Here is a 21,990-nt window from a genome sequence, read left to right on the forward strand (position 1 = left end):
AAGTAACGAAGTCTGATGCAAATGTCAGATCGTATGCGCCTGTTAGGGCGCGGCTGGTAACAGAGCCTTATAGGCGCATCAGAAAAACCTCCGGCTATGCCGGAGGATATTTATTATACGTGGGATTTATACAATCTCTTGCGCATATTGCCAGAGCGCTTTCAGCAGCGTCAGCTTTTCTTTGTTATCCGCATATTGCTGACTCAGCATCTGTAACTCATTGGCGTAATTTTGCAAAAACTCCGGCGTGAATACCTGACGACGATGGTCCAGCCAGCGCTGTTGTTCGGCTTCATCCAGCGTTCCAGGGAAGTTACGCGCGCGGTAGTTAAACAGCAGCTTTTCAATGCGTTTATCGACAAAGGTGATATCCAGCGCCGGTAAATTGCGCGGTTCGGTTTCCAGAACGATTTTCATCGCGGCGCGGTCGGCATCGCTGAAAAAGCCGTTGTACAACTGGGCATCTACGTTATCCGATGGCGCAAAGGGTTCTGCCTCGGCAAAGATAGCCACGACTTTGTCGCGCACCTGGGGGTTTTCGCGCAGAATTTTGAGATTATCCAGACAATGCTGGCGGTTAATACCGAGACGATCGGCATCTTCCGGGCGCAGGGTGTTCGCCTGTGCCAGTACCGGACATTTGTTGATGTGCACCAGTTTAACCGGAACTGCGGGGTTATCTCCCAGATCTGCCTTAGCGGTATAGAGCCGCTCACGCAGCGCGTCGCTGTCCAGTTCGAGCAGTGGTGAAATATCACCGGCCAGATCGACCATGATAACCGCGTTGCGATTTTCCGGATGCCAGGCCATTGGCGCCACCCAACTGGTGTTACCGCGCCATGCGCCGAACATGCCCGAGACATGGACCAGCGGCTTCATCTGCGGCACATCAATTAGCGCCGCCAGCTTGTGCTTATTACGATGGCTATAGAGATACTCAAACAGACGAGGCTGGCGTGACTTGACTAATTGCGCCATCGCAATCGTGGCATACACATCGGCCATTGCATCGTGGGCATTGGCATGCTCAATCCCATTCGCTTTGGTCAAATGTTCCAGGCGAAAGCTGGGCAAGCCATCGTCATTTTCTGGCCAGTTAATACCTTCAGGACGCAGGGCATAGCAGGCTCGCATTACATCCAGCAGATCCCAGCGCGAATTATCGTTCTGCCAGCTCCATGCATAGGGATCGTAGAAATTGCGATACAGGATATTTCGCGTCACTTCATCATCGAAGCGCACATTGTTATAGCCCAAAATGCAGGTTTTCGGCACGGTAAACAGGGCGTGAATACGCGCAGCAAAAGCAGCTTCATTTTCTCCCTTTTCACGTGCTTCCTGCGGTGTGATGCCGGTAATAAGCACCGCCTCTGGCTGTGGCAAGTAGTCGTCTGCGGGTTTGCAATAAAAGACTTCAGGTTCACCGATAATGTTGAAATCGTTATCTGTGCGGATGGCCGCAAATTGTGCGGGTCTGTCCAGCGCCGGATGGGTACCAAAAGTCTCGTAATCGTGGAAGAGAAAGCCAGGTTGCTGCTTGCCGTCATTCATTGTTCAGTTATGTCCGGGATCAATTTAGCGCTTATCCAAGAATACCAAAAAATAGCGAGGTAATCAGCAAGAGGATTATCGATGCGGAATGGCCTACGCAAGAAAATTGCGCTGAACACGGCTTCGAACGAATGATTAATTATTTTCTTACCGTTAAAGGAAATTACTGGAATAAACTTTCTTAAAATCACACCTTGGGAAATAAGTTAATTGATAACCATTATTGTTATTTCATTTTCTGTTTTCTGGATGTTTTAAAAGTCTTTTAAAAACAACGACCTTATATTTTTATTAATGCGCTTGTATGCATTGTAATAAAATGTGAGTGAGGTTAAAAATTAATAATATAAACTCCATATAATAATTGGATATATCTAATAACAGGAGGTTATATGAGCATAAGTCGGCGTAATTTTTTACGAGGGGTGGGTATAGGTTGCTCAGCCTGTGCGATAGGCAGTTTTCCACCAGGCGCACTGGCGCGGAATTCTCCCGAGCACATAAAAGGGAAAACATCCCTGACGCCAAGTTTGTGCGAAATGTGTTCTTTTCGCTGCCCAATTCAGGCTCAGGTAATTAATAATAAGACGGTTTTTATTCAAGGAAACCCTAATGCGCCTCAGCAGGGGACGCGTGTCTGCGCGCGCGGAGGCAGCGGTGTTAGCCTGGTCAACGACCCGCATCGTATTGTTAAACCGATGAAACGCACAGGACCTCGCGGGAGCGGTGAATGGCAGGTGATTAGCTGGCAGCAGGCATATAAAGAAATTGCCGAGAAAATGACGGCAATAAAAGCGCAGCATGGTCCCGAGGGGGTCGTATTCTCTTCCAAGTCCGGTTCGCTTTCTGGCCATTTATTTCATCTCGCAACGGCTTTTGGATCGCCGAACACGTTTACTCACGCGTCGACATGTCCCGCCGGAAAAGCGATTGCCGCTAAAGTTATGATGGGCGGCGATTTAGCCATGGATATCGTCAATACCCGTTATATGGTCTCTTTTGGCCATAACCTCTATGAAGGCATTGAAGTTGCCGACACGCATGAACTGATGACCGCGCAGGAAAAGGGCGCGAAGATGGTCAGTTTTGATCCCCGTTTGTCCGTCTTCTCCAGCAAAGCGGATGAATGGCATGCGCTTAAGCCTGGCGGTGACTTACCGGTGCTTATGGCGATGTGTCACGTCATGATCAAAGAAAATCTGTATGACGCAGACTTTGTGGCACGCTACACCACAGGGTTTGACCAACTGGCTGAAGCGGTGCAAGAGACCACGCCGGAATGGGCGCAAAAGCTCGCTGATGTGCCTGCAGATGTGATTATCCGGGTCACCCGCGAAATGGCCGCCTGCGCGCCTCACGCCATCGTCAGTCCGGGTCATCGTGCGACGTTTTCGCAAGAAGAAATTGATATGCGGCGCATGATTTTCACCCTCAATGTGTTACTTGGAAATATTGAGCGTGAGGGGGGATTGTATCAGAAAAAAGCGGCGGCAACGTACAATAAGCTGGCCGGAGAGAAAGTTGCTCCCGTGCTGGCAAAACCCGATGCCAAGTTACCCAAACCAACGGCGCAGCGTATCGATCTGGTTGCCCCGCAGTTCAAGTACATCGCGGCCGGCGGCGGCGTAGTGCAGAGCATTATTGATGCCGTCTTAAATCAAACGCCGTATCCGGTGAAGGGATGGATTATGTCCCGACACAACCCTTTCCAGACCGTGACCTGTCGACCAGATCTGGTTAAGACTGTTGAACAGCTCGACCTGGTGGTCAGCTGCGATGTCTATTTAAGCGAAAGCGCGGCGTATGCCGATTATCTTTTACCTGAATGTACTTACCTTGAGCGCGATGAAGAAGTTTCTGATATGTCAGGGCTGAATCCAGCCTATGCCCTGCGTCAGCAGGTTGTAGAGCCTATCGGTGATGCGCGTCCGAGCTGGCAAATCTGGAAAGAACTGGCTGTTCAGTTAGGCCTTGGGCAATTCTACCCATGGCAGGATATGCAAACGCGTCAGCTGTACCAGCTTAATGGTGATCATGCGTTATCTGCTGAGCTACGTCAGAAAGGGTATCGGGAGTGGGGTGTTCCGCTATTGCTGCGCGAACCCGAAGCGGTGCGTCAGTTTGTGGCGCGCTATCCGGGCGCGGTTGCGGTTGATAGCGACGGCACCTATGGTGAACAACTGCGCTTTAAATCCCCGTCAGGAAAAATCGAACTCTACTCTGCGGAGCTGGAAACACTCCTGCCTGGCTACGGTGTTCCTCGCGCCCGCAATTTCGCGCTCAAAGGCGACAATGAACTCTACTTTATTCAAGGGAAAGTGGCGGTTCATACCAATGGCGCAACGCAATATGTGCCACTGCTGAGTGAGTTGATGTGGGACAACGCTGTGTGGATCCACCCGCAAACGGCCCGTGAAAAAGGCATCAAAAGCGGCGATGACATCTGGCTGGAAAATGCAACCGGTAAGGAAAAAGGCAAAGCGCTGGTCACCGCCGGTATTCGACCCGATACGCTATTCGTCTATATGGGATTTGGCGCCAAGGCAGGAGCCAAAACAGCCGCGACGACGCACGGAATTCACTGCGGTAATTTGCTTCCGCATGTCACCAGTCCGGTGTCAGGTACGGTGGTCCACACCTCTGGCGTTACGCTTCGTCGGGCATGAGAAAGGAGTACATCATGAATCAATCAACAAACCCTTATGTCATGCTGCATGACGAAAAACGCTGTATTGGTTGTCAGGCGTGTACGGTTGCCTGCAAGGTACTGAATGACGTGCCTGAAGGTTTTAGCCGCTTACAGGTGCAGATCCGTTCACCGGAACAGGAACCCGAGGCACTGTCCCACTTCCAGTTTGTTCGTGTTTCCTGCCAGCATTGTGAAGATGCGCCGTGCGTCAGCGTTTGTCCAACCGGTGCTTCATTCCGTGATGAAAACGGTATTGTGCAGGTGGATAAATCCCGCTGTATTGGCTGTGACTACTGCGTTGCTGCTTGTCCGTTCCATGTCCGTTATCTCAATCCACAAACGGGAATCGCAGACAAATGTAATTTCTGCGCGGATACCCGCCTGGAGGTCGGACAGTCACCCGCCTGCGTTTCCGTTTGTCCTACGGATGCGTTGAAGTTTGGTCGTCGCGATGATCCAGAAATACAGCACTGGATCAATCAAAAAGAGGTTTATCGCCAGCAGGATACGCGTAGTGGTCCGGTGAGTGTTTATCGGCGTAAAGAGATCCATCAGGAGGGTAAAGTATGAATTCTATCTGGGGAGCGGAGCTTAACTATGCGCCGGACTACTGGCCGCTGTGGCTCATTTATGCGGGCGTTATTGTTGTGCTGATGATTGCAGGGTTGATCACGCACGCGCTGTTACGTCGGATGCTGGCGCCGAAAACGGCAACCGGAGAGGAGCACCGGGAATACCTCTATTCGCTGGCTGTTCGCCGTTGGCACTGGGGAAATGCGCTACTCTTTATTCTGCTTTTGCTGAGCGGCCTGTTTGGCCACTTCTCTGTCGGACCGGTAGCGTTGATGGTACAGGTGCATACCTGGTGCGGCTTCGCATTGCTGGCCTTCTGGATAGGCTTTGTGTTAATAAACGCAACCAGCGGCAACGGCTGCCATTATCGCGTGAAGTTAAACGGGTTGATATCACGCTGCCTGCTGCAAACGCGCTTTTATCTGTATGGCATCATGAAAGGCGAGCCGCATCCGTTTGCCGCAACGGCAAAGGATAAATTTAACCCACTGCAACAACTGGCCTACCTGGCCATTATGTACGCGCTGGTTCCGCTGTTGATCATCACAGGGTTGTTATGCCTCTACCCGCAGGTGGTAGCGGCAGGGCCTGTAATGCTGGTGCTGCATATGGCGTTAGCGATTGTGGGTTTACTGTTCATCTGCGCACATATTTACCTGTGTACGCTGGGCGACACGCCAGGGCAAATTTTCCGCAGTATGATCGACGGCTACCATCGCCATCGCAGTCATCACGCAGAGACTGCGCCACGCAAAGGATAATTTCGCGCGCGGTTTGTCTCTGACAGCCTTGTATAACAGCAAGAAAATGTGCCTTATGTCACATTTTCTTGCAATTTATTCAAGTTTGTTCGACAGAACTTCCGTAAAAAGAACGGCTATTTCTCCCTTTTCTGAGGACATGCTGTTGAAACGCCGTTTGTTTATTGCCGCTTCACTATTCACGATGAGTTTTACGTCCGCCTGGGCGACCGATGCCGCCAGCTTCGCCCCTCAGCCGCCTGCGATAAATGCCGGGGCGTGGGTATTAATGGATTACACCACGGGCCAAATTCTGACAGCCGGTAATGAACACCAGCAACGTAACCCCGCCAGTCTGACCAAGCTGATGACCGGCTATGTTGTTGATCGCGCAATCGACAGTAAGCGCATTAGTCCAACCGATATTGTCACCGTTGGGCGCGATGCCTGGGCGAAAGACAATCCGGTATTCGTCGGTTCATCCCTGATGTTCCTGAAACAAGGCGATCGTGTTTCGGTGCGCGACCTCAGCCGCGGGCTAATTGTTGATTCAGGTAATGATGCCTGCGTGGCGCTGGCGGATTACATCGCCGGGGGACAACCGCAGTTTGTCGCGATGATGAACAACTATGCGCAAAAGCTGAACCTGCAGGACACCCATTTTGAAACGGTCCATGGTCTGGATGCGCCAGGTCAGCATAGCTCTGCTTACGATCTGGCCGTATTGTCGAGGGCTATCATCCATGGTGAACCAGATTTCTACCATATGTACAGTGAGAAAAGCCTTACCTGGAACGGAATCACGCAGCAAAACCGTAATGGCCTGTTGTGGGATAAAACCATGAACGTTGATGGTCTGAAGACAGGGCATACCTCCGGGGCCGGGTTCAACCTGATCGCTTCCGCCGTTGATGGACAACGTCGACTGATTGCGGTTGTGATGGGGGCTGAGAGTGCGAAAGGGCGCGAAGACCAGGCGCGTAAGCTGCTGCAATGGGGGCAACAAAACTTCGATACGGTGCAGGTTTTGCGTAGCGGTAAGCAGGTCGGTACTGAACGGATCTGGTATGGCGACAAAGAAAAAATCAGCCTGGGCACCGAGCAGGATTTCTGGATGGCCCTGCCTAAAGCGGAAGTCGCTAACATTAAAGCAAAATATGTCCTTGATAAGAAAGAACTGGTCGCGCCAATCGCGGCACATCAGCGTGTGGGTGAAATTGAACTCTACGATCGGGATAAGCTGGTGGCGCACTGGCCTCTGGTTACGCTGGAGTCCGTCAGCGAAGGTGGCGTTTTCTCGCGTCTGAGCGATTATTTCCACCATAAGGCGTAGTTATTTCCTGGAATGCCTGACTGGCAAGAGTGCGAATCTGCTCACATAATAATCACTATTTGCTTGTGGCCGTAATACCTAAAAATTACACTGTATATAAATACAGTGTAATCGCGGAGGTTATATGGAGTACGAGATTAAGCAGGTCGATAAACGCAGGATTGCCGGTTTTCATATGGTTGGTCCGTGGGAACAAACGGTAAAGCAGGGTTTTGAGCAGTTAATGAAGTGGGTCGACGGGAAGCAAATTGTTCCGCTGGAATGGATAGCCGTTTATTACGACAATCCTGACGTTGTCCCGGCGGAGAAACTGCGTTGCGATACCGTGGTATCCGTGCCTGAAGATTTTGCGATCCCGGAAAATAGCGAAGGGGTGATCCTGACCGAAGTGGCGGGTGGCGACTATGCTATTGCCGTTGCGCGCGTTGAAAATCATGATTTTGCCACGCCCTGGTATCAGTTCTTTGACCGCCTGATGCAGGATACGACTTACGAAATAGCCGCTAAACCCTGCTTTGAAGTGTACATGAACAATGGCATGGAGGATGGCTACTGGGACATTGAAATGTACATACCGGTGCAGTCGAAGTAACTGTTTTTGATGCAAAACAGGATGATATTTTCAGGCAAAAAACGAGTACAATTTTGTTCTTTGCTATTCGCTGACGGAGTGCATGAGTGCGTGCCAATAAGTCACTGAGTCCTTTTGAAATTCGTTTGTATCGTCATTATCGTGTAGTGCACGGTATTCGCATTGCGCTTGCGTTTATTCTCACTTTTCTGTTGGTACGCCTGTTAAACATTCCTGAAGGTACATGGCCTCTGATCACGCTGGTGGTGATCATGGGGCCTATTTCTTTTTGGGGTAACGTTGTTCCCCGAGCTTTTGAACGGATTGGCGGCACGATCCTGGGATCGGTGCTTGGGCTGGTGGCACTGCGTCTGGAGCTCTTTTCGCTTCCGCTAATGCTGATATGGTGCGCGGTGGCGATGTTTCTCTGCGGTTGGCTGGCATTGGGCAAAAAACCGTATCAGGCGCTGCTGATTGGTATTACGCTTGCTGTCGTTGTGGGCGCGCCCGCTGGGGATATGAATACGGCGTTATGGCGCGGTGGCGATGTTATTCTCGGTTCGTTACTGGCGATGCTGTTTACCGGCGTGTGGCCACAACGGGCATTTATACACTGGCGTATTCAGCTGGCGCATTGCGTAACGGGGTACAATCGAGTGTACCAGGCGGCGCTCTCCCCCAATCTGCTTGAACAACCGCGACTGGAGAAGCATTTACAACAGCTGTTAAGCGAGGTTGTCAAAATGCGCGGGCTCATCGTCCCTGCCAGTAAAGAAACCCACATTCAAAAATCCATTTTTGAAGCTATTCAGACGGTTAATCGTAACCTCGTCTGCATGCTGGAGCTGCAAATTAATGCACTCTGGGCCAGCCGTACCAGCCATTTTGTTATGCTGAACGCGCATACTCTGCGTGAAACCCAGCTCAGGACGCAGCAGGCGCTACTGACAATAACGCATGCATTATATGAAGGTAACCCGCAGCCAGTACTTGCCAATACGGAGAAGCTCAATGATACCGTGGTGGAGCTGCGTCAGCTTATCGCTGAGCATAAAGGTGATAATGTCGCGGAAACGCCTATTCACGGCTACGTTTGGTTGAATATGGAGATGGCGCGACAGCTGGAGTTACTTTCGCATTTAATCTGTCGCGCGTTGCGCAAATAAAGAGCAGATGAGGGGATTGGTTCTACTGCTGCTTCGATTCAGCAAAGATTAGAGGTATGATACTGAAAAAGGCTAAAACCATTGGTAACTGCAATGGCTTTACCCTCGATAATTCAGGTTTCAGCCATGCATTGTCGATGCAGATGCAACTTGAAGTATGGCGGGCATGAAAGTAATGTTGACCCACTTTAGCCGTTGTTTTAACGAATCCGAATCTCACATTATCAGGGGTGTAAAAATGGAAACTACCAAGCCTTCTTTCCAGGACGTGCTGGAATTTGTTCGTCTGTTCCGTCGTAAAAACAAACTGCAACGTGAAATCCAGGACGTTGAGAAAAAGATCCGTGACAACCAGAAACGTGTCCTGCTGTTGGACAACCTGAGCGACTACATCAAGCCTGGCATGAGCGTCGAAGCGATCCAGGGCATTATTGCCAGCATGAAAAGCGATTACGAAGATCGCGTTGATGATTACATCATCAAAAATGCTGAGATCTCAAAAGAGCGCCGCGATATTTCTAAGAAGCTGAAAGCCATGGGTGAACTGAAAAACGGCGAAGCCAAAGCTGAGTAACGATTTATGCTTGTCCGGGTCGCTGCTGTGCGGCGACCCTTATTGCAGTTCAACTCCGCCTGTGACCATCCGCAATAAATGCTGTTCTGGCCAGTGAACCGTTAGTTTTTTCTGTGTCAGCATCCATTTTATGTAATCCACATCATGACGTGTTCTGTCCAGCATCAGGCCGACAACGCTGCCGCTGTGCGCAACGTTAACACCGTATAAATCACATTCCTCTACCAGCGCTAATAGTGAATCAAAATCTGGTTTCGGTAACAGCAATTGGCTGGCGGTTGCGCTAAGCGTGGCGGCTTCGCCCATCCGGTAAGGATTTTGGCTGATACAGGCTTCCTGTACCTTTTCCCATGCTCGTTTGAGGGCCGGAGCGCCTGCCTGTAACCCGGCATGACGGGGAATACGGTGATAATCCGCAGTACGCAAGGTCTCCGGGCTTTCGAGAACCAACAGATCGAGTTGAGGCTGGGCTTCGCAGGCAATTTGCGTGGAGGCGTCGTTATGATCGAAAAGGGTAAGCTTACGAAAAACGGTGCTGTCGGTAGGCTCCAGCGAAACGCAAAGGTGCGCCAGCGTAGGCTCATCCAGGTGATGGCCCAGATGATGTGCTGTGGCGACAGCGGTGGCGGCAATATCTGCAGTGCTGCTGGCCATTCCTTTAGCGATGGGAATAGTTGACTGGACATCAATTCGGATATCCTGACTCATCTGCGCCGGGTATTGCCAGTGCTGCAATAGCCGATTAACCATCGCCCGTGAAAGTGGACGTTCCTCTGCCAGCGGCGAGCCTGAAGTGACCTCAACGGTGCTATACCATTCGACCGGGCAGGAGACTAATTTCTCACTGCCCAGAATCCAGCCCTGGATAAGTTCTCCGCACGATGCGGGACATTGCGCAACAGCCACGTCTTCACCTTTGTGATCAGCAATCTTCGGCGCATAGTGTCATGGCGATCATGCTATTACCATGATTTGCCGCAATTTGCGGTGCGGCAGCGCTAAGCGGGAATGCCCAATGTCACAGTTTCTGATATCGCTAAACGCATAACGTCCTGCGCTATCATCAGCTCTTCATTGGTATTAATCACCGCCACTTTAACCAGCGCATTTTCTGTCTGAATAAACGTGGCGTTTCGCTGATTTTTTTCTTCATCGACGGCCAGTCCCAGGAAATTCAGATTGCGACAAATTGCCGCTCGCGCTCGCGCTGAGTTCTCGCCGATCCCACCGGTAAACACCAGCGCGTCCAGACCGCCCATCTGCATAATATAGCTGCCAATGGTGGCGCGAATTCGCTCGGCAAAAAGCGTCAACGCCAGCGCCGCCTGATGATTACCTGCATCTGCGGCATGTTCAACATCGCGATAGTCAGGTGAGATGCCAGAGACACCGAGTAGTCCGGATTCATTGTTGAGCAATTGGTTGAGCTGCTGCGGTGTTTTGCCTTCGCGCAGGGCAATCCATGGCAAAATCGATGGGTCAATATCGCCGCTTCGCGTGCCCATCATTACGCCTGACTGCGGCGTAAATCCCATTGAGGTATTAACCGATTGCCCACCCTTAATGGCGCAGATGCTGCTGCCGTTGCCGAGATGGCAACAAACGACGCGCAGGGCGCTGAGGGGCACGCCCAGCTTTTCAGCAAGCTGGGCGCTGACGTATTTGTGGCTGGTGCCATGAAAACCGTAACGACGAATACCCAGCTCTGAATAGTAACGCCAGGGCAGGGGATAAATAAAAGAAGGCTCGTCAAGAGTCTGATGAAAAGCCGTGTCAAAAACCGCAACGGCTGGCGTTTCGGGTAATAGCTGGCGAAATACCGTGATCCCCAGGGCATTTACCGGGTTATGTAGCGGCGCCAGTTCCGCAAGGCGATCGATTTCCGCCAGCGTTTCATCAGTCACCAACGCGGAGTCTTTAAAAGATTCCCCGCCGTGCGCAACGCGATGCCCTACGCCGTCGATCTCCTGCAGGCTGCTAATAATGTTGTGGCTGAGCAGTTTTTCCAGTAACAGCGTCACTGCTTCACGGTGATCGGCTACGGGCAATGTTTCCTGCCATTTCTGCGCTGGCGTCTTAAGGGTGACCTGCGCATCAGACATACCGATACGTTCGATCAACCCCTGACAAATCATTTCACCTTGTGGCATCGCCAGCAGCTGAAACTTAAGCGAGGAACTCCCCGCGTTAATGGCCATTATTTTGTGAGACATGAAAGTTCCTTTGCATTCAGGAAAATGAACATCTCATCGACCCCTGTATTCTCCAGCGCGCTGGTGACAAACACTTTTTGCGCGCCAGCCTCGATTAACCAGCTCTCAACGAGGGAAATGCGCTGCGGGTTGGCTAAATCGGCTTTAGTGACGAGGCCAATAACGGGTCGGTTCATTGGGCCGGTGAAACCGGGAGAAAATGGTGACCACGGCGCGTCAGCATTGAGGACCAGCGCGATGATGTCTGCTTCACAGGAGCTGGCCAGCAGCGCACTATACAGACAGCGGTTTTCAAGATATTCGCCCGGTGTATCTATCGCTGTGGGCGACCAGACTATGGCCTGGGTCTTCTGATAGTGAAGTGCTTCTCCCCGCATGCATTGTGTGAGCGACGTTTTTCCGCACTGGCTGGGTCCGATTAGCATGATGCGTTTCATGAGATTACGTCCGGGTGATGGGGCAAGCGGTAAAACGCATCATTTCGCCCAGCGTTCGGGTTACCTGTTTCAGCGCGTACTCAACGGCGGAGACATCGCCCGTCAGTACCACTGCGCCGGTAAATCGGTCGAGAAAACCAATCTCTACCGCCCCGGATTTCGTGGCGATATCGCAGGCGATAATTGAGGCTTCGCTGGGGGTAATCGTCAAAATCCCGATTGCGGATACTGAATCCTGTAATCCCAGCTTCTTGAACAAATCTTTTCCGGGATTGGCGATAAGATGCGCCAGCGTGACCTGCTTGCCAGGAACATATTCCTGGATCATACGATCCGTGGTGGGCTGTCTTTCCATTATCCCTCCACCATCTGCCGCCACATGCTTTCATGCGGGCGAGGTATGACAGAACGATAAACCAACAGGCCTTTTTCACCCGCGCTTTCACTGGCAACCGTTACTGCGTTATTCACATCGGATACATCGCCAGCGACAACCATGTAGCACTTGCCGCCAATACCAAATGCCATGTGCACGCGAACCAACGTGACATTGGAAGCTTTAACTGCGCGATCCGCGGCACAGATACAGGCCGCCACGCTCCATGTTTCAACAATCCCGACGGCCTGACGCTTATCCACGCTATTTAACCCGCTGATCGCCGGGAGTACGCTGGCATGGATATTAGGCAGTACCAGACTATCAACGAGCATATCGCCAGCAAGAGATGTACCAGTGGCTATCGCCTGCTGTACTGCGCCTACGTCACCACCAAGCATAAGCAGGAATTTTCCCGGGCAGAGGGTCTTGCTGACCAGTAAATTCACATTCGCGCTTTTTAACATGGCATCGCCAGCTTCCATTCCTTTGGCAATGCTGGTGAGTTCTAAGATCCCTATAGCCTGAGACATGATTAACCTCTTATTACCGTGATGGATTGCTCAGTGATTTCGCTGACAATACCGTCAATACTGGCGTGGACTGGCGCACCTAATGCGCCTGCCGGCACATCGGCAACGCATTGACCGCGAACAACGCGATCGCCTTGCTGTACACATGGGATGGCGCTGGCGCCAATATGCTGGCGTAGCAACAGCGTCGTTTCATCGGTGGAATAATCAGTCTCAGCCAATGGCGCATCGTGATACCAGTCGCTAAGACCCAGTTTGGTAATAAGGCGCTTAACCGGGATCAACCGGTACTTCGCCATTTCATCCTCAGGATTTAGCGGCCCTTCATAACGATGGTTGAGCGCCCGTAGTTCGCGTTTAAGCATGCGGTTGATTCGCATCGGCGATATTCCAACCGGACAGGCTACGCTTTCACAGACATTGCATTCTGAGCAGGTCAGGGCCGTGAGCAGCAGCTGTGGTGTGGCCGCCTGCTGATAATTAACCGCGCGAACCAGCAGGTGTGGTGATAATTCATGGCCAATTAAGTGCCTTGGGCACAAATCCGTACACAAACGGCACTGCTCGCATACGGTTTTTGCGACGGAAAGCACGGTGCGTTCATCCTGCATTCGCCGCTGAATCAGCGCATGAGATTTTGGTAAAACCAGCAACCCCACGGTGGTTTTGCTGACGGGGGTATCCAGGGAGGTAATCAGACCGCCCATCATCGGGCCGCCATTAATAAATCCAGGATCGTCAACGGTTGCGCCTCCCGCCAGCGCCAGCACCTCGCGAAGTGACATCCCGATAGGGACAGTGAGAGTGATTGGTTTGGCGACTGCGCCGTTGACGGTCAGCGTGCGACGGGTAACGGGATATTGCTGTTCAACCGCTCTGGCGATGTTGAGCACGGTCTGGACGTTATTGACCACCACGCCGACGCTGACCGGCAGTGCGGCAGGTGGGACCCTCCGGCCTGTTGCCATCCAGATGGTCAGCACCTCGTCACCGGCCGGGTAGACATCTGGTAAAATGTGTAACCGGATATCGGCAGGAAGCAGGGGAGCTAACGCATTGATAGCATTCTGGTATTTTTCTTTGAGCGCAATAATACCGGCACTGGCTCCGGTAGCCGTCATGGCATATTTAACGCCGCGAATAAGTCGACCTGCCTGGACGCTCATCAATTGCTGGTCAACTTTTAACATCGGTTCACATTCGGCGGCATTCACCAGAAATGTATCGACCTGCGCCTGTAATTTTACGTGTGCAGGAAAACCCGCACCGCCTGCCCCGACAACGCCAGCAGCCCGAACGCGTTCGCGTATCGTCTGCGCATCATAAAGCGTGGACTCTGCCGTCATGGCTGTATTCATAATAATTCCTCAAGCAATTCCTGCATGGCACTGGCGTCGGCAACACGAGGATTGGTTTGCAGCGTGACATCAGCCAGCGCGGCCTGAACCATCGACGGTATACGCTGTGACCAGATTTGCTTTCCGTCTTTGAGCGCGTCAACGAAAGAAGGTAACGCACACTGTTTTTTGAGAAGCTCAATGTGATGAATGAGCGCATTCAGCGCAGCCGTATCGTTCGCATTATCCGGGCATAAATGGCAGGCTTTAGCGAAACGGGCATAGCGCTTCGCGGCCCTGGGGTCGCGGGCGTTAAAATGAATGACAGGGGCCAGCAGCAGCGCATTGGCAAGTCCGTGTGGCAGATGAAACTGGCCGCCTAACTGATGGGCAATCGCATGGTTTATCCCCAACCCCGCCTGACTAAATGCCATTCCCGCGAGTGTCGACGCGTTGTGCATTTTCCCCCTGGTTGCCAGACACTCGCCTTTGCTGACGGCGACGGGAAGGTACTGGAAGACGATTTGTGCCGCTTTTTCCGCCAGCGCGTCGGTGAAATCGCTGGCCTTCGTGGACACGTAAGCCTCCAGCGCATGCGTCAGGACGTCCATGCCTGTATTCGCGGTGATGGCTGGAGGTACGCTGACAACCAGTGTTGGATCGAGGATGGCTATATCCGGGTAAAGCGCATTATTAAACAAGGGATATTTAATGCCTTTATCCGGATCGCTAATCACGCAGGCGCTGGTCACTTCCGAGCCTGTCCCGCTGGTGGTTGGAATAGCAACACAGGTTTCGATTTCAATACCGAACTGTCGGCTGAACCAAACGATGGCTTTCGCGGCATCCAGCGCTGAGCCTCCGCCAAAACCAATGACAACATCCGGTTGCAGAGACTGCATTTGCGCAATCCCTTGCACCACCGTGCTAATGGTTGGATCGGGGGTAATATCGCTGAAAATGCTGATGCGATTATCCGCAGGAAGCGTGTTGCGCAGCTTTTCAATCACAGGAGAACGCGCAAGAAAACCATCGCAGATAATCCAGATATGCTTATTCGTGAAACGTTTGAGCATATCCAGGCTTCCCTGACCGCTGTACAATCGAGTTTGCAGTGAAAAGCTTTTCATAACGGCCCCATTAGCGAATAGAAAAACCGTTTGTCAGCACGCAACGACGAGAACGTGCGAAAGTACGTGCCGATGTTGTTCCTTCACCGGTCGGCGTCGCAATCGTGAAAGTGGTAAAGCCTTCACCACCCACGCCAATCCCGGCGTAAGAGGGGCCATTTTTCACAAAAATGGAGGTTTGAAGCGTGCGTGCGGCAAGATTCAAACGCGACACATTTTGTGAATGCATAATGGCGGTGTGATGCAATCCCTCTTCAACTTTCAGGGCCAACGTTAACGCACTGTCAAAATCGCTCACCGTGACGACGGGGAGCATTGGCATCAGTTGCTCGCTGGTAACCCATGGGTCGTCAGCCTTGACGAGACCTATCAGTAATCGAGGTGCTTTTGCCGGAACAGGTATTCCTGCGGCTTCCAGTAAGGTTGCCGGGCTTTTCCCTACCAGCTTTTTATTGGTCATGCCTTCGGGCAGACAGACTGCGCGCAGTTTGTCTACCTCTTCGCTAGTGAGAAGCAGCGCGCCAAAAGACTGCATTTGTTGAACCAGGCGTTCGGCAACGGCACCAACAACAATCAGGCTCTTCTCAGCAATGCAGGGGAGGTTGTAATCAAAGGATGCGCCGTTGATGATATCTTCCGCCGCCTTAACCAGGTCGGCAGTTTCATCGACAATACAGGGAGGGTTTCCTGCGCCTGCGCCAATGACTTTTTTCCCGCTTTTCATGCCCATAGCAACAATGCCAGGGCCACCGGTAATCGCCAGAACTGCAATTTTAGGGTGTGCCATCATCTGCTGGGTAGCCTCAAAGGTGGGTTCTGTGACCGTGACGACAAGATTCCGGATCCCGCAGCAGCGGAAAACAATATCCTCAATCATGGCAATCAGTTTGAGTGAGACCGCTTTCGCGCCCGGATGCGGGCTAAAATAAACGCTGTTCCCCGCAGCCAGCATACTAATGCTGTTGTTAATTATGGTTTCCGTCGGGTTGGTACTGGGGGCGACGGAGCCAATCACGCCAAACGGTGAATACTCGAATAACACCATGCCGCCATCGCCGGTCAGTGCCGTGGTGGTGAGATCTTCGATTCCTGGAGTGTTGTCCAGCGCAGCTTTATTCTTGAGGAATTTATCCTCTTTGTTGCCCATTCCAGTTTCGGCTGCGCTCTCAGCGGCCAGGGAAGCAAGATGAGGCGTCAGTTCTTCTCGCAGGGCGTGAATGATGGCGCTGCGGGTTTTTAATGGCGATTGCTGGTAACGTAAAAAAGCCTGATGAGCGGCATCGATAGCTTCACCAACGGACGGAAAGATTCCGTTTCCTTTGGTTTCTGTTTTTGCCGGGGCGAGTTGTTCACTCAAAATGTTACGGATGAGGGTTTCAAGTTCTGAAGTATTCATTGATGTGTTCTCACGTTAATCGCCGCAATGGCCGTTTCTGCAATGTCCATATCCTGTTCAACGCTTCCCCCGCTGATGCCAAGACCCCCAAGAAGTAAACCTTCACGCCATAATGCGAACCCGCCGCCAAAAGTGACGACTTTTCCCTGCATATGGCTTTCCAGACCGTAAAGCGCTGCGCCTGGTTGCACCGCAGACGTTAATTCATGCGTGGCGGTTTTCATCGCCACGGCGGTCCAGGCTTTTTTAGGTGCCAGTTCGCTACTGACGAGCAATGCGTCAGGCATGCGCCAGGTCACCGTTTGGGTCCCGTTCGCATCAACAATGCTGATGACGACCGGGACCTGAAGTTCTTCTGCTCTTGTTACCGCAGCGCGAGTCAGTTGGTGGAGCTCCTGAAAAGACAGAGACATCGCCGGCTCCTTTATGGCTGATGTACGGATGGCGGAGAGATAGCGCTCAGCCACTTTCTGAATAATGTCGTTTTGATGGGCGTCATGATCTTCTGCTCGTGCGAGCGCATATAAGCAGTCGGACAGACGATTGATATAACGCATCAGAACGTGTCTGACGTCGATATCGGCAGAGAGCTCGACCAGTCGCCTCTCTGCGCGGCGGGCCAGCGTGCGGGCAAAGTGCAGACGGCTGGCGGCTTCGCTGCGGCCAGGTAAAATAAAGCTGTGCAGCGGCGGTACTCTACCCATCGCGGTATCGATGGCGGTTTCCAACGCTGCAATTTCTTCTGAGCTGATGTAGCGCTGCTCTGGGTTTGGTTGTTCGCTCTCGCTGGCGAGTTCGGCGCTGAACCAAAAAAGCTGCAGTTGAATGTTTTCAAGTAACTTGCGGTGCTGTGGGTTTTTCGCCGCGCAAACGCACAGGCTAAGTGCTGCATTGAGTTCGTCCAGCGTCCCGTAAGCCTCGACGCGTGGATGCGTTTTGCTTACGCGTTGCCCGGTAAAGAGGGCCGTTGTGCCGGCATCGCCAGTGCGGGTATAAATCGCCATAGTTCCTCCTAACGAGAAAGCGTGTCGACAATGCCGACAATAGCCAGATCGATGGCCTCATTTGGGCCGGAGAAAACGTGCCTGGCACTGGAGCCGCTGCTGAGTAAAACCAGTTCGCCGGTTCCCGCGCCGACAGAATCAACGGCGACTTCGTCCCCGGTCGTCGGGGAGGCTGGCAGCTCTCCGTCAGCACTCACCCGACGTACCAGTAACAGCTTCTTCCCGACCAGGGAGGGGGACTTTTGCGTGGAGACAACAACGCCTGTAACCCGTGCCAGATGCATAGCTCACTCCTGCTTAATTAATTGGACATTTCGCGTACTGACAGTTTCCTGAGCCAGCGCAGTGACGACACATCGACGGCGTAGCACTAAAACCGCATCGTGCAATTGGGCGACGTCGGCGTAACTGAGAAGTTTTTCAGGATGCAGAACGATGGCTCGCCCCAGTTCGTCACCAAATTCCAGCGGCAGACGCGCGAGTTTTTTCACGGGTACTGCGGGTAACAAGTGGTGATGTAGTGAAATTTTCACGCGGACTCCGCATGCCAGCGCTTCGTGGATCGTGACCACCGACATATTGGCAGAGCTGCTTTCGGCAATTTGTTCCAGCAGGAGCAGATCAGCCTGTAAAATGTGCAGCGACGAATACTGGCAGCATAGTATCCGTGGGTCTATTTCCCGTAACTGCGCGACGCTAAGGGAGATCGTGCTTGCCGCGCGTTTTTTTAATCGGGAAACAACCTCCTCGATAATGCGTTGCAGCAGTTCGTTGTTCATCGTGAAGTCACCAATGTGGCGAATGCCTGAGGATTATCCGCCCCCGCAGCATTGGCTTCGTCGGTATCAATATGCATCTCAAGGCGCATATCCGGCGAAACGCGTACGGCGACGTTATCGAAAATCAGCCGGCGTTCATCGCCATTAATGGCGACCGAGACTTTATCGCCATGGGAAACCCGCAGGATCAAGGCATCGAGCGGCGACATATGGATATGCCGTTGAGCAACGATGACGCCGCATGTTAAGTCCAGTTCAGCAAATGGACTGACAAGGCGAATACCCGGCGTGCCCTGGATATTGCCCGACATACGCAGCGGGGCAGCAATACCTAGCGTACGGGCATCGGTACGTGAAATTTCAACCTGACTGGTGCTACGTAGCGGGCCGAGTAAACGCACATTTTTTAACTGTCCTTTAGGTCCGACCAGCGTGACGGTCTGCTCTGCAGCGTATTGGCCTGGCTGCAATAGCCCTTTTTTCTCGCTGATAGGCTGATTGGGAAACAAACGGACGTAATCTTCAGCGCAAAGATGAATATGACGATTAGAGATCCCCAGCGGAATAGGGCGCTCGCGCATTTCATCCAGAACTTTGGTGACCGTTGACTTGAGTTGCTGTTTATCCATCACGCTTTACCTCGTTTTCCAGAGTGCAGACAAAGAGAGCGGGGCTCACCTTTCTGGCGGGTACAGGCTGGGTCAAGGCACAGATTGCAGCTAATCAACTCCGCATTTTGCGGCGCTTCGGACGCTGTACTGTCCACCAATATCTCTTCTTGCGGCTCGACCTGGATGGGGGCGGGTGTTGGCTCTGCTTCCGGGGCAACGCTATGTGACAGGATTCCGTCCCCCGGTCTGGAAATGACTTTGTGAGCCACCAGCCCATCGCGTTGGTCAGCGAAATTGACACCGGTAGAAATGGCCGCCTGCACGGAGGCCACATCCCCGATAATCTTGATCACCGTCCAGCCTGAACCGTTGGTTTTTTCGAGGCCCACCAGCGTGATGGAGGCGGCTTTCGCCATGACGTCCGCGCAACTGATGGCTAATGCCAGACCACTAACTTCGAGTAATCCCAGTGATTGCTTCACGCTGTGCTCCTTGGTTGCAACGACTTATGCGGATTTAGGTAAAATGGCTTCAACGTCGCTGTGCGGACGCGGGATAACGTGGCAGGATTTCACCTCGCCAACGGCGCTTGCCGCTGCGCTTCCTGCATCTACTGCGGCTTTCACCGCGCCGACATCACCACGGACCATAACGGTGATCAGGCCTGAGCCGATTTTTTCGTAACCAACCAACTGCACGTTTGCGGATTTCACCATGGCATCAGCGGCTTCAATAGCGCCGACAAGCCCTTTTGTTTCAACCAGTCCCAGTGCGTTATTCATACTGCTTGTCTCCTGTGGGTTATGAGTGGCATTCCCGGAATGGAATGCCTTTAACCAGCCGCGCAGCGTTATTACCGATGCTGCGACGAGCGTGGTTATCTTGTTGATACATCAGCGTAAAAAGCGGCGCTGACGCGGGTAGGTTTTTGTAGTGCACGATCAGTTTTTCGCGACTGCAGCCAATGCCAACCAGCAGTGGCGACTGACATGCCGCGAGCCATGCGTTGTGCGTAACGTCGGTTGAATGGCCCTCCTGAATCACAAAGGGGATCCCTTCTTCTTCAATACCCAGCAGCACGTCGCTCCAGGCGTTGGCGCAGTCACCGGTGGTGAAGATAACGATGGCTGGCGTGTTGAGATTACTTTCCATGAGCGAACGCCTTGTGCCAGGAGAGAATCAGCCCGGTCGCAACCGCATTGCGCGGACCTTCGGTGCCACGAATGTTGCCGCGCCCGGCAACCAGGCGATAATGCGCCAGTGCATCGGTGACCAGTTGCGGTACTTCGAAGTCCAGGGACGAGCCGCCAACCAGCACCACAAAGGGAATATCCCGAATGTTCCCGGTCGGACTCACCTGACGTAAGGCTCTGAGCGCGTTGGTGACAAAAACGCGCTCCTTGGCGCTGCGGCGAATGGCCCGTACTTTCTCCAGCGCCAGTTCGCCTGGCAGGGGCACCAGCTCATCAGGTTTTACTACGCACACGCGGGCAAAAACCGTTGGCGGAAGAGGCTCAGGGAAGAACTGAACGCTGCCATCTTCGTGGCGAAGATGGAACAAGCTCTCAACTTTCGCCAGCGGGTACTTTTTGATCTCTTCGGCGAGATAACGGTCATCCAGCCCCAGTTCACGGGCAATAATCATCGTGACCATATCGCCCGCGCCCGCCAGGTGTGTGGCAATAATTTCGCCTTTCGGGTTGATGATGGAGGCGTCGGTCGATCCCGCACCGAGATCCAGAATAGCCAGTGGTCGCGTTGTGCCCGGAGTGGTTAAAGCCCCGAGTATGGCAGCTTCGGCTTCAGCCCCGCCAACCTGGACATCAATGTTGAGCTTTTGCGTGATTTCCTGAGCAATCATCGCCATTTGCAGGCGATCTGATTTCACCATTGAGGCAATGCCGACAGCCTGTTCCAGCGAAAATTCACCGGCAAGCCCGCCGGTCACGCTGACGGGAACCGAGGTATCAACCGCCAGTAGATCCTGAATAAAGATTTCCTGACTGGGTTTGTTGGTTAATTCAGCCATTGTCTGGCGTACATGCTCCAGCATGCCGCCAATATTGGTCCCCGCTTCGCCGGTGACGTTATCCAGTTTCGGACACTCACCAACGGCTTTCATAATCGCGTCAGCGCCAGCTGCTACGTCGACGCGTACGGTACGGCCTTGTGACTGTAGCTCCAGATTCCCGGCAGGAATGGCTCGGGCTTTCACATCGCCTGACGGCGTTTTCACCACTACGGCTGAGCGGTTGCCGATCAGCGCCCGCGCCATCGGGACAATGTTTTTAGTCTCGTCGGCATTGAGACCAAAAACGGTCGCAATCCCGTAGGGGTTAGAAAGCGTTTCAATGACCTTTCCTGGAACCGCGACTTCAATAGCAGCTAACATACCCAATGGGATACGGTCGATATGAAGCACTTCATCCACGATGGGCAGGGGGTGAGTCAGACGATTGCTGACCAACACGCCATCGTCTTGCTGCAAAATTACGCCAGTTAACTGGTATCCTGCGCGTAGCGAGGCATTAATCATCGTGGCGACATCGGCGAAATCGAATGCTGATGACACCACCAGAATATAAGGTGTATCCGCCGGACGGCTGAGCAGGTCTTCCGGCGTAATAGTAATGCCAACACCCAGCCCGACACCGCCCGGCGTTTTAGGGTTATGGCCGATCATGGTGGATTCAGTGATGATGGTTTCGGTAATCGTTTCCATCGCCACGTCGCCAATGACCGGAGTGGCTTCATTAATACGGATGAGCGAAATATCGCTGACATTGATGCCGGCGTTTTTTGCTGCCAGCGTAAGTGCCTCCTGAATGCCAAACACATTACGCAATGTGCCCTTAATCCCGGTGGTTTCTGCCAGGGCGCTGTTGGTAATACTCAACGCTCCAGACTCATCCAGGGTAGCCAGAGCGACTTCCGTTGATGAGTTACCTATGTCAATGCCAGCTATATATCGCATGAT

The 21,990-nt window shown here is 52.6% G+C and carries 24 protein-coding genes; 7 read left to right on the plus strand and 17 right to left on the minus strand.

Annotation, left to right across the window (positions count from 1 at the left end):
* Window positions 1–126: 126 nt before the first annotated feature.
* Entirely contained in the window at window positions 127–1,551 is a 1,425-nt protein-coding gene (sbcB, locus tag FHD02_RS18770) for an exodeoxyribonuclease I (protein WP_137371247.1), read from the minus strand.
* Window positions 1,552–1,943: 392 nt separating this feature from the next.
* On the opposite strand from sbcB, the gene phsA reads away from it, so the two are divergent.
* From phsA to FHD02_RS18805, 7 genes are all read left to right on the plus strand, one after another.
* Window positions 1,944–4,217 carry a thiosulfate reductase PhsA gene (gene phsA / locus FHD02_RS18775; protein WP_137398461.1) on the plus strand — a complete coding sequence of 758 codons (2,274 nt, stop codon included), beginning with the start codon at window positions 1,944–1,946 and terminating at the stop codon, window positions 4,215–4,217.
* A 14-nt stretch (window positions 4,218–4,231) separates the two neighbouring features.
* Window positions 4,232–4,810, plus strand: coding sequence for a thiosulfate reductase electron transport protein PhsB (gene phsB / locus FHD02_RS18780; protein WP_042307544.1), 579 nt, complete (start codon window positions 4,232–4,234; stop codon window positions 4,808–4,810).
* The gene (gene phsC, locus FHD02_RS18785; RefSeq protein WP_042307546.1) at window positions 4,807–5,574 is read left to right on the plus strand and encodes a thiosulfate reductase cytochrome B subunit; all 768 of its coding nucleotides are present in this window, start codon (window positions 4,807–4,809) and stop codon (window positions 5,572–5,574) included. Before phsB ends, phsC begins: the two co-directional genes overlap by 4 nt.
* 139 nt (window positions 5,575–5,713) lie before the next feature.
* Complete coding sequence (gene dacD, locus FHD02_RS18790; RefSeq protein ID WP_069323527.1) at window positions 5,714–6,886, plus strand: serine-type D-Ala-D-Ala carboxypeptidase DacD; 1,173 nt, start codon at window positions 5,714–5,716, stop codon at window positions 6,884–6,886.
* A 124-nt stretch (window positions 6,887–7,010) separates the two neighbouring features.
* Complete coding sequence (sbmC, locus tag FHD02_RS18795; protein WP_042307550.1) at window positions 7,011–7,478, plus strand: DNA gyrase inhibitor SbmC; 468 nt, start codon at window positions 7,011–7,013, stop codon at window positions 7,476–7,478.
* Between the two features lie 86 nt (window positions 7,479–7,564).
* Complete coding sequence (locus tag FHD02_RS18800; RefSeq protein WP_038641701.1) at window positions 7,565–8,623, plus strand: FUSC family protein; 1,059 nt, start codon at window positions 7,565–7,567, stop codon at window positions 8,621–8,623.
* Between the two features lie 238 nt (window positions 8,624–8,861).
* A complete protein-coding gene (locus tag FHD02_RS18805) occupies window positions 8,862–9,197 on the plus strand; it encodes a DUF496 family protein (protein WP_032939582.1) in 336 nt (111 codons plus the stop codon).
* A 39-nt stretch (window positions 9,198–9,236) separates the two neighbouring features.
* On the opposite strand, the gene FHD02_RS18810 is transcribed toward FHD02_RS18805, so the two are convergent.
* The 16 genes from FHD02_RS18810 to FHD02_RS18885 all read right to left on the minus strand — a co-directional run bounded on the left by FHD02_RS18810 (window position 9,237) and on the right by FHD02_RS18885 (window position 21,987).
* A complete protein-coding gene (locus FHD02_RS18810; protein WP_137360863.1) occupies window positions 9,237–10,103 on the minus strand; it encodes an L-threonine kinase in 867 nt (288 codons plus the stop codon).
* A gap of 92 nt (window positions 10,104–10,195) precedes the next feature.
* A complete protein-coding gene (locus FHD02_RS18815; RefSeq protein ID WP_137360864.1) occupies window positions 10,196–11,410 on the minus strand; it encodes an acetate/propionate family kinase in 1,215 nt (404 codons plus the stop codon).
* Window positions 11,395–11,847 (minus strand): EutP/PduV family microcompartment system protein, encoded by a 453-nt coding sequence (gene pduV, locus FHD02_RS18820; protein ID WP_042307555.1) that lies wholly within the window; start codon window positions 11,845–11,847, stop codon window positions 11,395–11,397. The genes FHD02_RS18815 and pduV overlap by 16 nt, the downstream gene beginning before the upstream one ends.
* 4 nt (window positions 11,848–11,851) lie before the next feature.
* On the minus strand, window positions 11,852–12,202 hold the full coding sequence (gene pduU / locus FHD02_RS18825; protein WP_032939586.1) for a propanediol utilization microcompartment protein PduU: 351 nt from the start codon (window positions 12,200–12,202) through the stop codon (window positions 11,852–11,854).
* A complete protein-coding gene (pduT, locus tag FHD02_RS18830; protein ID WP_137360865.1) occupies window positions 12,202–12,756 on the minus strand; it encodes a propanediol utilization microcompartment protein PduT in 555 nt (184 codons plus the stop codon). Before pduT ends, pduU begins: the two co-directional genes overlap by 1 nt.
* Before the next feature lie 2 nt (window positions 12,757–12,758).
* Window positions 12,759–14,114 carry a cobalamin reductase PduS gene (pduS, locus tag FHD02_RS18835; RefSeq protein WP_220394192.1) on the minus strand — a complete coding sequence of 452 codons (1,356 nt, stop codon included), beginning with the start codon at window positions 14,112–14,114 and terminating at the stop codon, window positions 12,759–12,761.
* Entirely contained in the window at window positions 14,111–15,223 is a 1,113-nt protein-coding gene (locus FHD02_RS18840) for a 1-propanol dehydrogenase PduQ (protein ID WP_220394193.1), read from the minus strand. The genes pduS and FHD02_RS18840 overlap by 4 nt, the downstream gene beginning before the upstream one ends.
* A 10-nt stretch (window positions 15,224–15,233) precedes the next feature.
* Window positions 15,234–16,619: a CoA-acylating propionaldehyde dehydrogenase PduP gene (pduP, locus tag FHD02_RS18845; RefSeq protein ID WP_220394194.1), complete on the minus strand. Its 1,386-nt coding sequence runs from the start codon at window positions 16,617–16,619 to the stop codon at window positions 15,234–15,236.
* Entirely contained in the window at window positions 16,616–17,623 is a 1,008-nt protein-coding gene (pduO, locus tag FHD02_RS18850; protein ID WP_137371252.1) for a two-domain cob(I)yrinic acid a,c-diamide adenosyltransferase PduO, read from the minus strand. Before pduO ends, pduP begins: the two co-directional genes overlap by 4 nt.
* An 8-nt stretch (window positions 17,624–17,631) precedes the next feature.
* On the minus strand, window positions 17,632–17,907 hold the full coding sequence (locus FHD02_RS18855; RefSeq protein ID WP_042307565.1) for a EutN/CcmL family microcompartment protein: 276 nt from the start codon (window positions 17,905–17,907) through the stop codon (window positions 17,632–17,634).
* 3 nt (window positions 17,908–17,910) lie between these two features.
* On the minus strand, window positions 17,911–18,402 hold the full coding sequence (pduM, locus tag FHD02_RS18860) for a microcompartment protein PduM (protein WP_137371253.1): 492 nt from the start codon (window positions 18,400–18,402) through the stop codon (window positions 17,911–17,913).
* Window positions 18,399–19,031 carry a phosphate propanoyltransferase gene (locus FHD02_RS18865; protein ID WP_042307570.1) on the minus strand — a complete coding sequence of 211 codons (633 nt, stop codon included), beginning with the start codon at window positions 19,029–19,031 and terminating at the stop codon, window positions 18,399–18,401. The genes pduM and FHD02_RS18865 overlap by 4 nt, the downstream gene beginning before the upstream one ends.
* Window positions 19,031–19,495, minus strand: a complete 465-nt coding sequence (locus tag FHD02_RS18870) for a BMC domain-containing protein (protein WP_137365973.1) — start codon at window positions 19,493–19,495, stop codon at window positions 19,031–19,033. The genes FHD02_RS18865 and FHD02_RS18870 overlap by 1 nt, the downstream gene beginning before the upstream one ends.
* A gap of 24 nt (window positions 19,496–19,519) precedes the next feature.
* Window positions 19,520–19,795, minus strand: a complete 276-nt coding sequence (gene pduJ / locus FHD02_RS18875) for a propanediol utilization microcompartment protein PduJ (protein WP_001057752.1) — start codon at window positions 19,793–19,795, stop codon at window positions 19,520–19,522.
* A 19-nt stretch (window positions 19,796–19,814) separates the two neighbouring features.
* Window positions 19,815–20,165 carry a glycerol dehydratase reactivase beta/small subunit family protein gene (locus tag FHD02_RS18880; protein ID WP_061381976.1) on the minus strand — a complete coding sequence of 117 codons (351 nt, stop codon included), beginning with the start codon at window positions 20,163–20,165 and terminating at the stop codon, window positions 19,815–19,817.
* Complete coding sequence (locus FHD02_RS18885; protein WP_220394195.1) at window positions 20,155–21,987, minus strand: diol dehydratase reactivase subunit alpha; 1,833 nt, start codon at window positions 21,985–21,987, stop codon at window positions 20,155–20,157. The genes FHD02_RS18880 and FHD02_RS18885 overlap by 11 nt, the downstream gene beginning before the upstream one ends.
* Between the last annotated feature and the right edge of the window lie 3 nt (window positions 21,988–21,990).

Source organism: Citrobacter sp. EC_71 (genome assembly GCF_019584005.1).
GTDB lineage: Bacteria > Pseudomonadota > Gammaproteobacteria > Enterobacterales > Enterobacteriaceae > Citrobacter > Citrobacter werkmanii.

Bases quoted from the DNA above. Each gene is read 5' to 3' on its own strand.
- sbcB (WP_137371247.1), bottom strand. From the start codon at position 1,551: ATGAATGACGGCAAGCAGCAACCTGGCTTTCTCTTCCACGATTACGAG.
- phsA (WP_137398461.1), top strand. From the start codon at position 1,944: ATGAGCATAAGTCGGCGTAATTTTTTACGAGGGGTGGGTATAGGTTGC.
- phsB (WP_042307544.1), top strand. From the start codon at position 4,232: ATGAATCAATCAACAAACCCTTATGTCATGCTGCATGACGAAAAACGC.
- phsC (WP_042307546.1), top strand. From the start codon at position 4,807: ATGAATTCTATCTGGGGAGCGGAGCTTAACTATGCGCCGGACTACTGG.
- dacD (WP_069323527.1), top strand. From the start codon at position 5,714: ATGCTGTTGAAACGCCGTTTGTTTATTGCCGCTTCACTATTCACGATG.
- sbmC (WP_042307550.1), top strand. From the start codon at position 7,011: ATGGAGTACGAGATTAAGCAGGTCGATAAACGCAGGATTGCCGGTTTT.
- FHD02_RS18805 (WP_032939582.1), top strand. From the start codon at position 8,862: ATGGAAACTACCAAGCCTTCTTTCCAGGACGTGCTGGAATTTGTTCGT.
- FHD02_RS18815 (WP_137360864.1), bottom strand. From the start codon at position 11,410: ATGTCTCACAAAATAATGGCCATTAACGCGGGGAGTTCCTCGCTTAAG.
- pduV (WP_042307555.1), bottom strand. From the start codon at position 11,847: ATGAAACGCATCATGCTAATCGGACCCAGCCAGTGCGGAAAAACGTCG.
- pduU (WP_032939586.1), bottom strand. From the start codon at position 12,202: ATGGAAAGACAGCCCACCACGGATCGTATGATCCAGGAATATGTTCCT.
- pduT (WP_137360865.1), bottom strand. From the start codon at position 12,756: ATGTCTCAGGCTATAGGGATCTTAGAACTCACCAGCATTGCCAAAGGA.
- pduS (WP_220394192.1), bottom strand. From the start codon at position 14,114: ATGAATACAGCCATGACGGCAGAGTCCACGCTTTATGATGCGCAGACG.
- FHD02_RS18840 (WP_220394193.1), bottom strand. From the start codon at position 15,223: ATGAAAAGCTTTTCACTGCAAACTCGATTGTACAGCGGTCAGGGAAGC.
- pduP (WP_220394194.1), bottom strand. From the start codon at position 16,619: ATGAATACTTCAGAACTTGAAACCCTCATCCGTAACATTTTGAGTGAA.
- pduO (WP_137371252.1), bottom strand. From the start codon at position 17,623: ATGGCGATTTATACCCGCACTGGCGATGCCGGCACAACGGCCCTCTTT.
- FHD02_RS18855 (WP_042307565.1), bottom strand. From the start codon at position 17,907: ATGCATCTGGCACGGGTTACAGGCGTTGTTGTCTCCACGCAAAAGTCC.
- pduM (WP_137371253.1), bottom strand. From the start codon at position 18,402: ATGAACAACGAACTGCTGCAACGCATTATCGAGGAGGTTGTTTCCCGA.
- FHD02_RS18865 (WP_042307570.1), bottom strand. From the start codon at position 19,031: ATGGATAAACAGCAACTCAAGTCAACGGTCACCAAAGTTCTGGATGAA.
- pduJ (WP_001057752.1), bottom strand. From the start codon at position 19,795: ATGAATAACGCACTGGGACTGGTTGAAACAAAAGGGCTTGTCGGCGCT.
- FHD02_RS18880 (WP_061381976.1), bottom strand. From the start codon at position 20,165: ATGGAAAGTAATCTCAACACGCCAGCCATCGTTATCTTCACCACCGGT.
- FHD02_RS18885 (WP_220394195.1), bottom strand. From the start codon at position 21,987: ATGCGATATATAGCTGGCATTGACATAGGTAACTCATCAACGGAAGTC.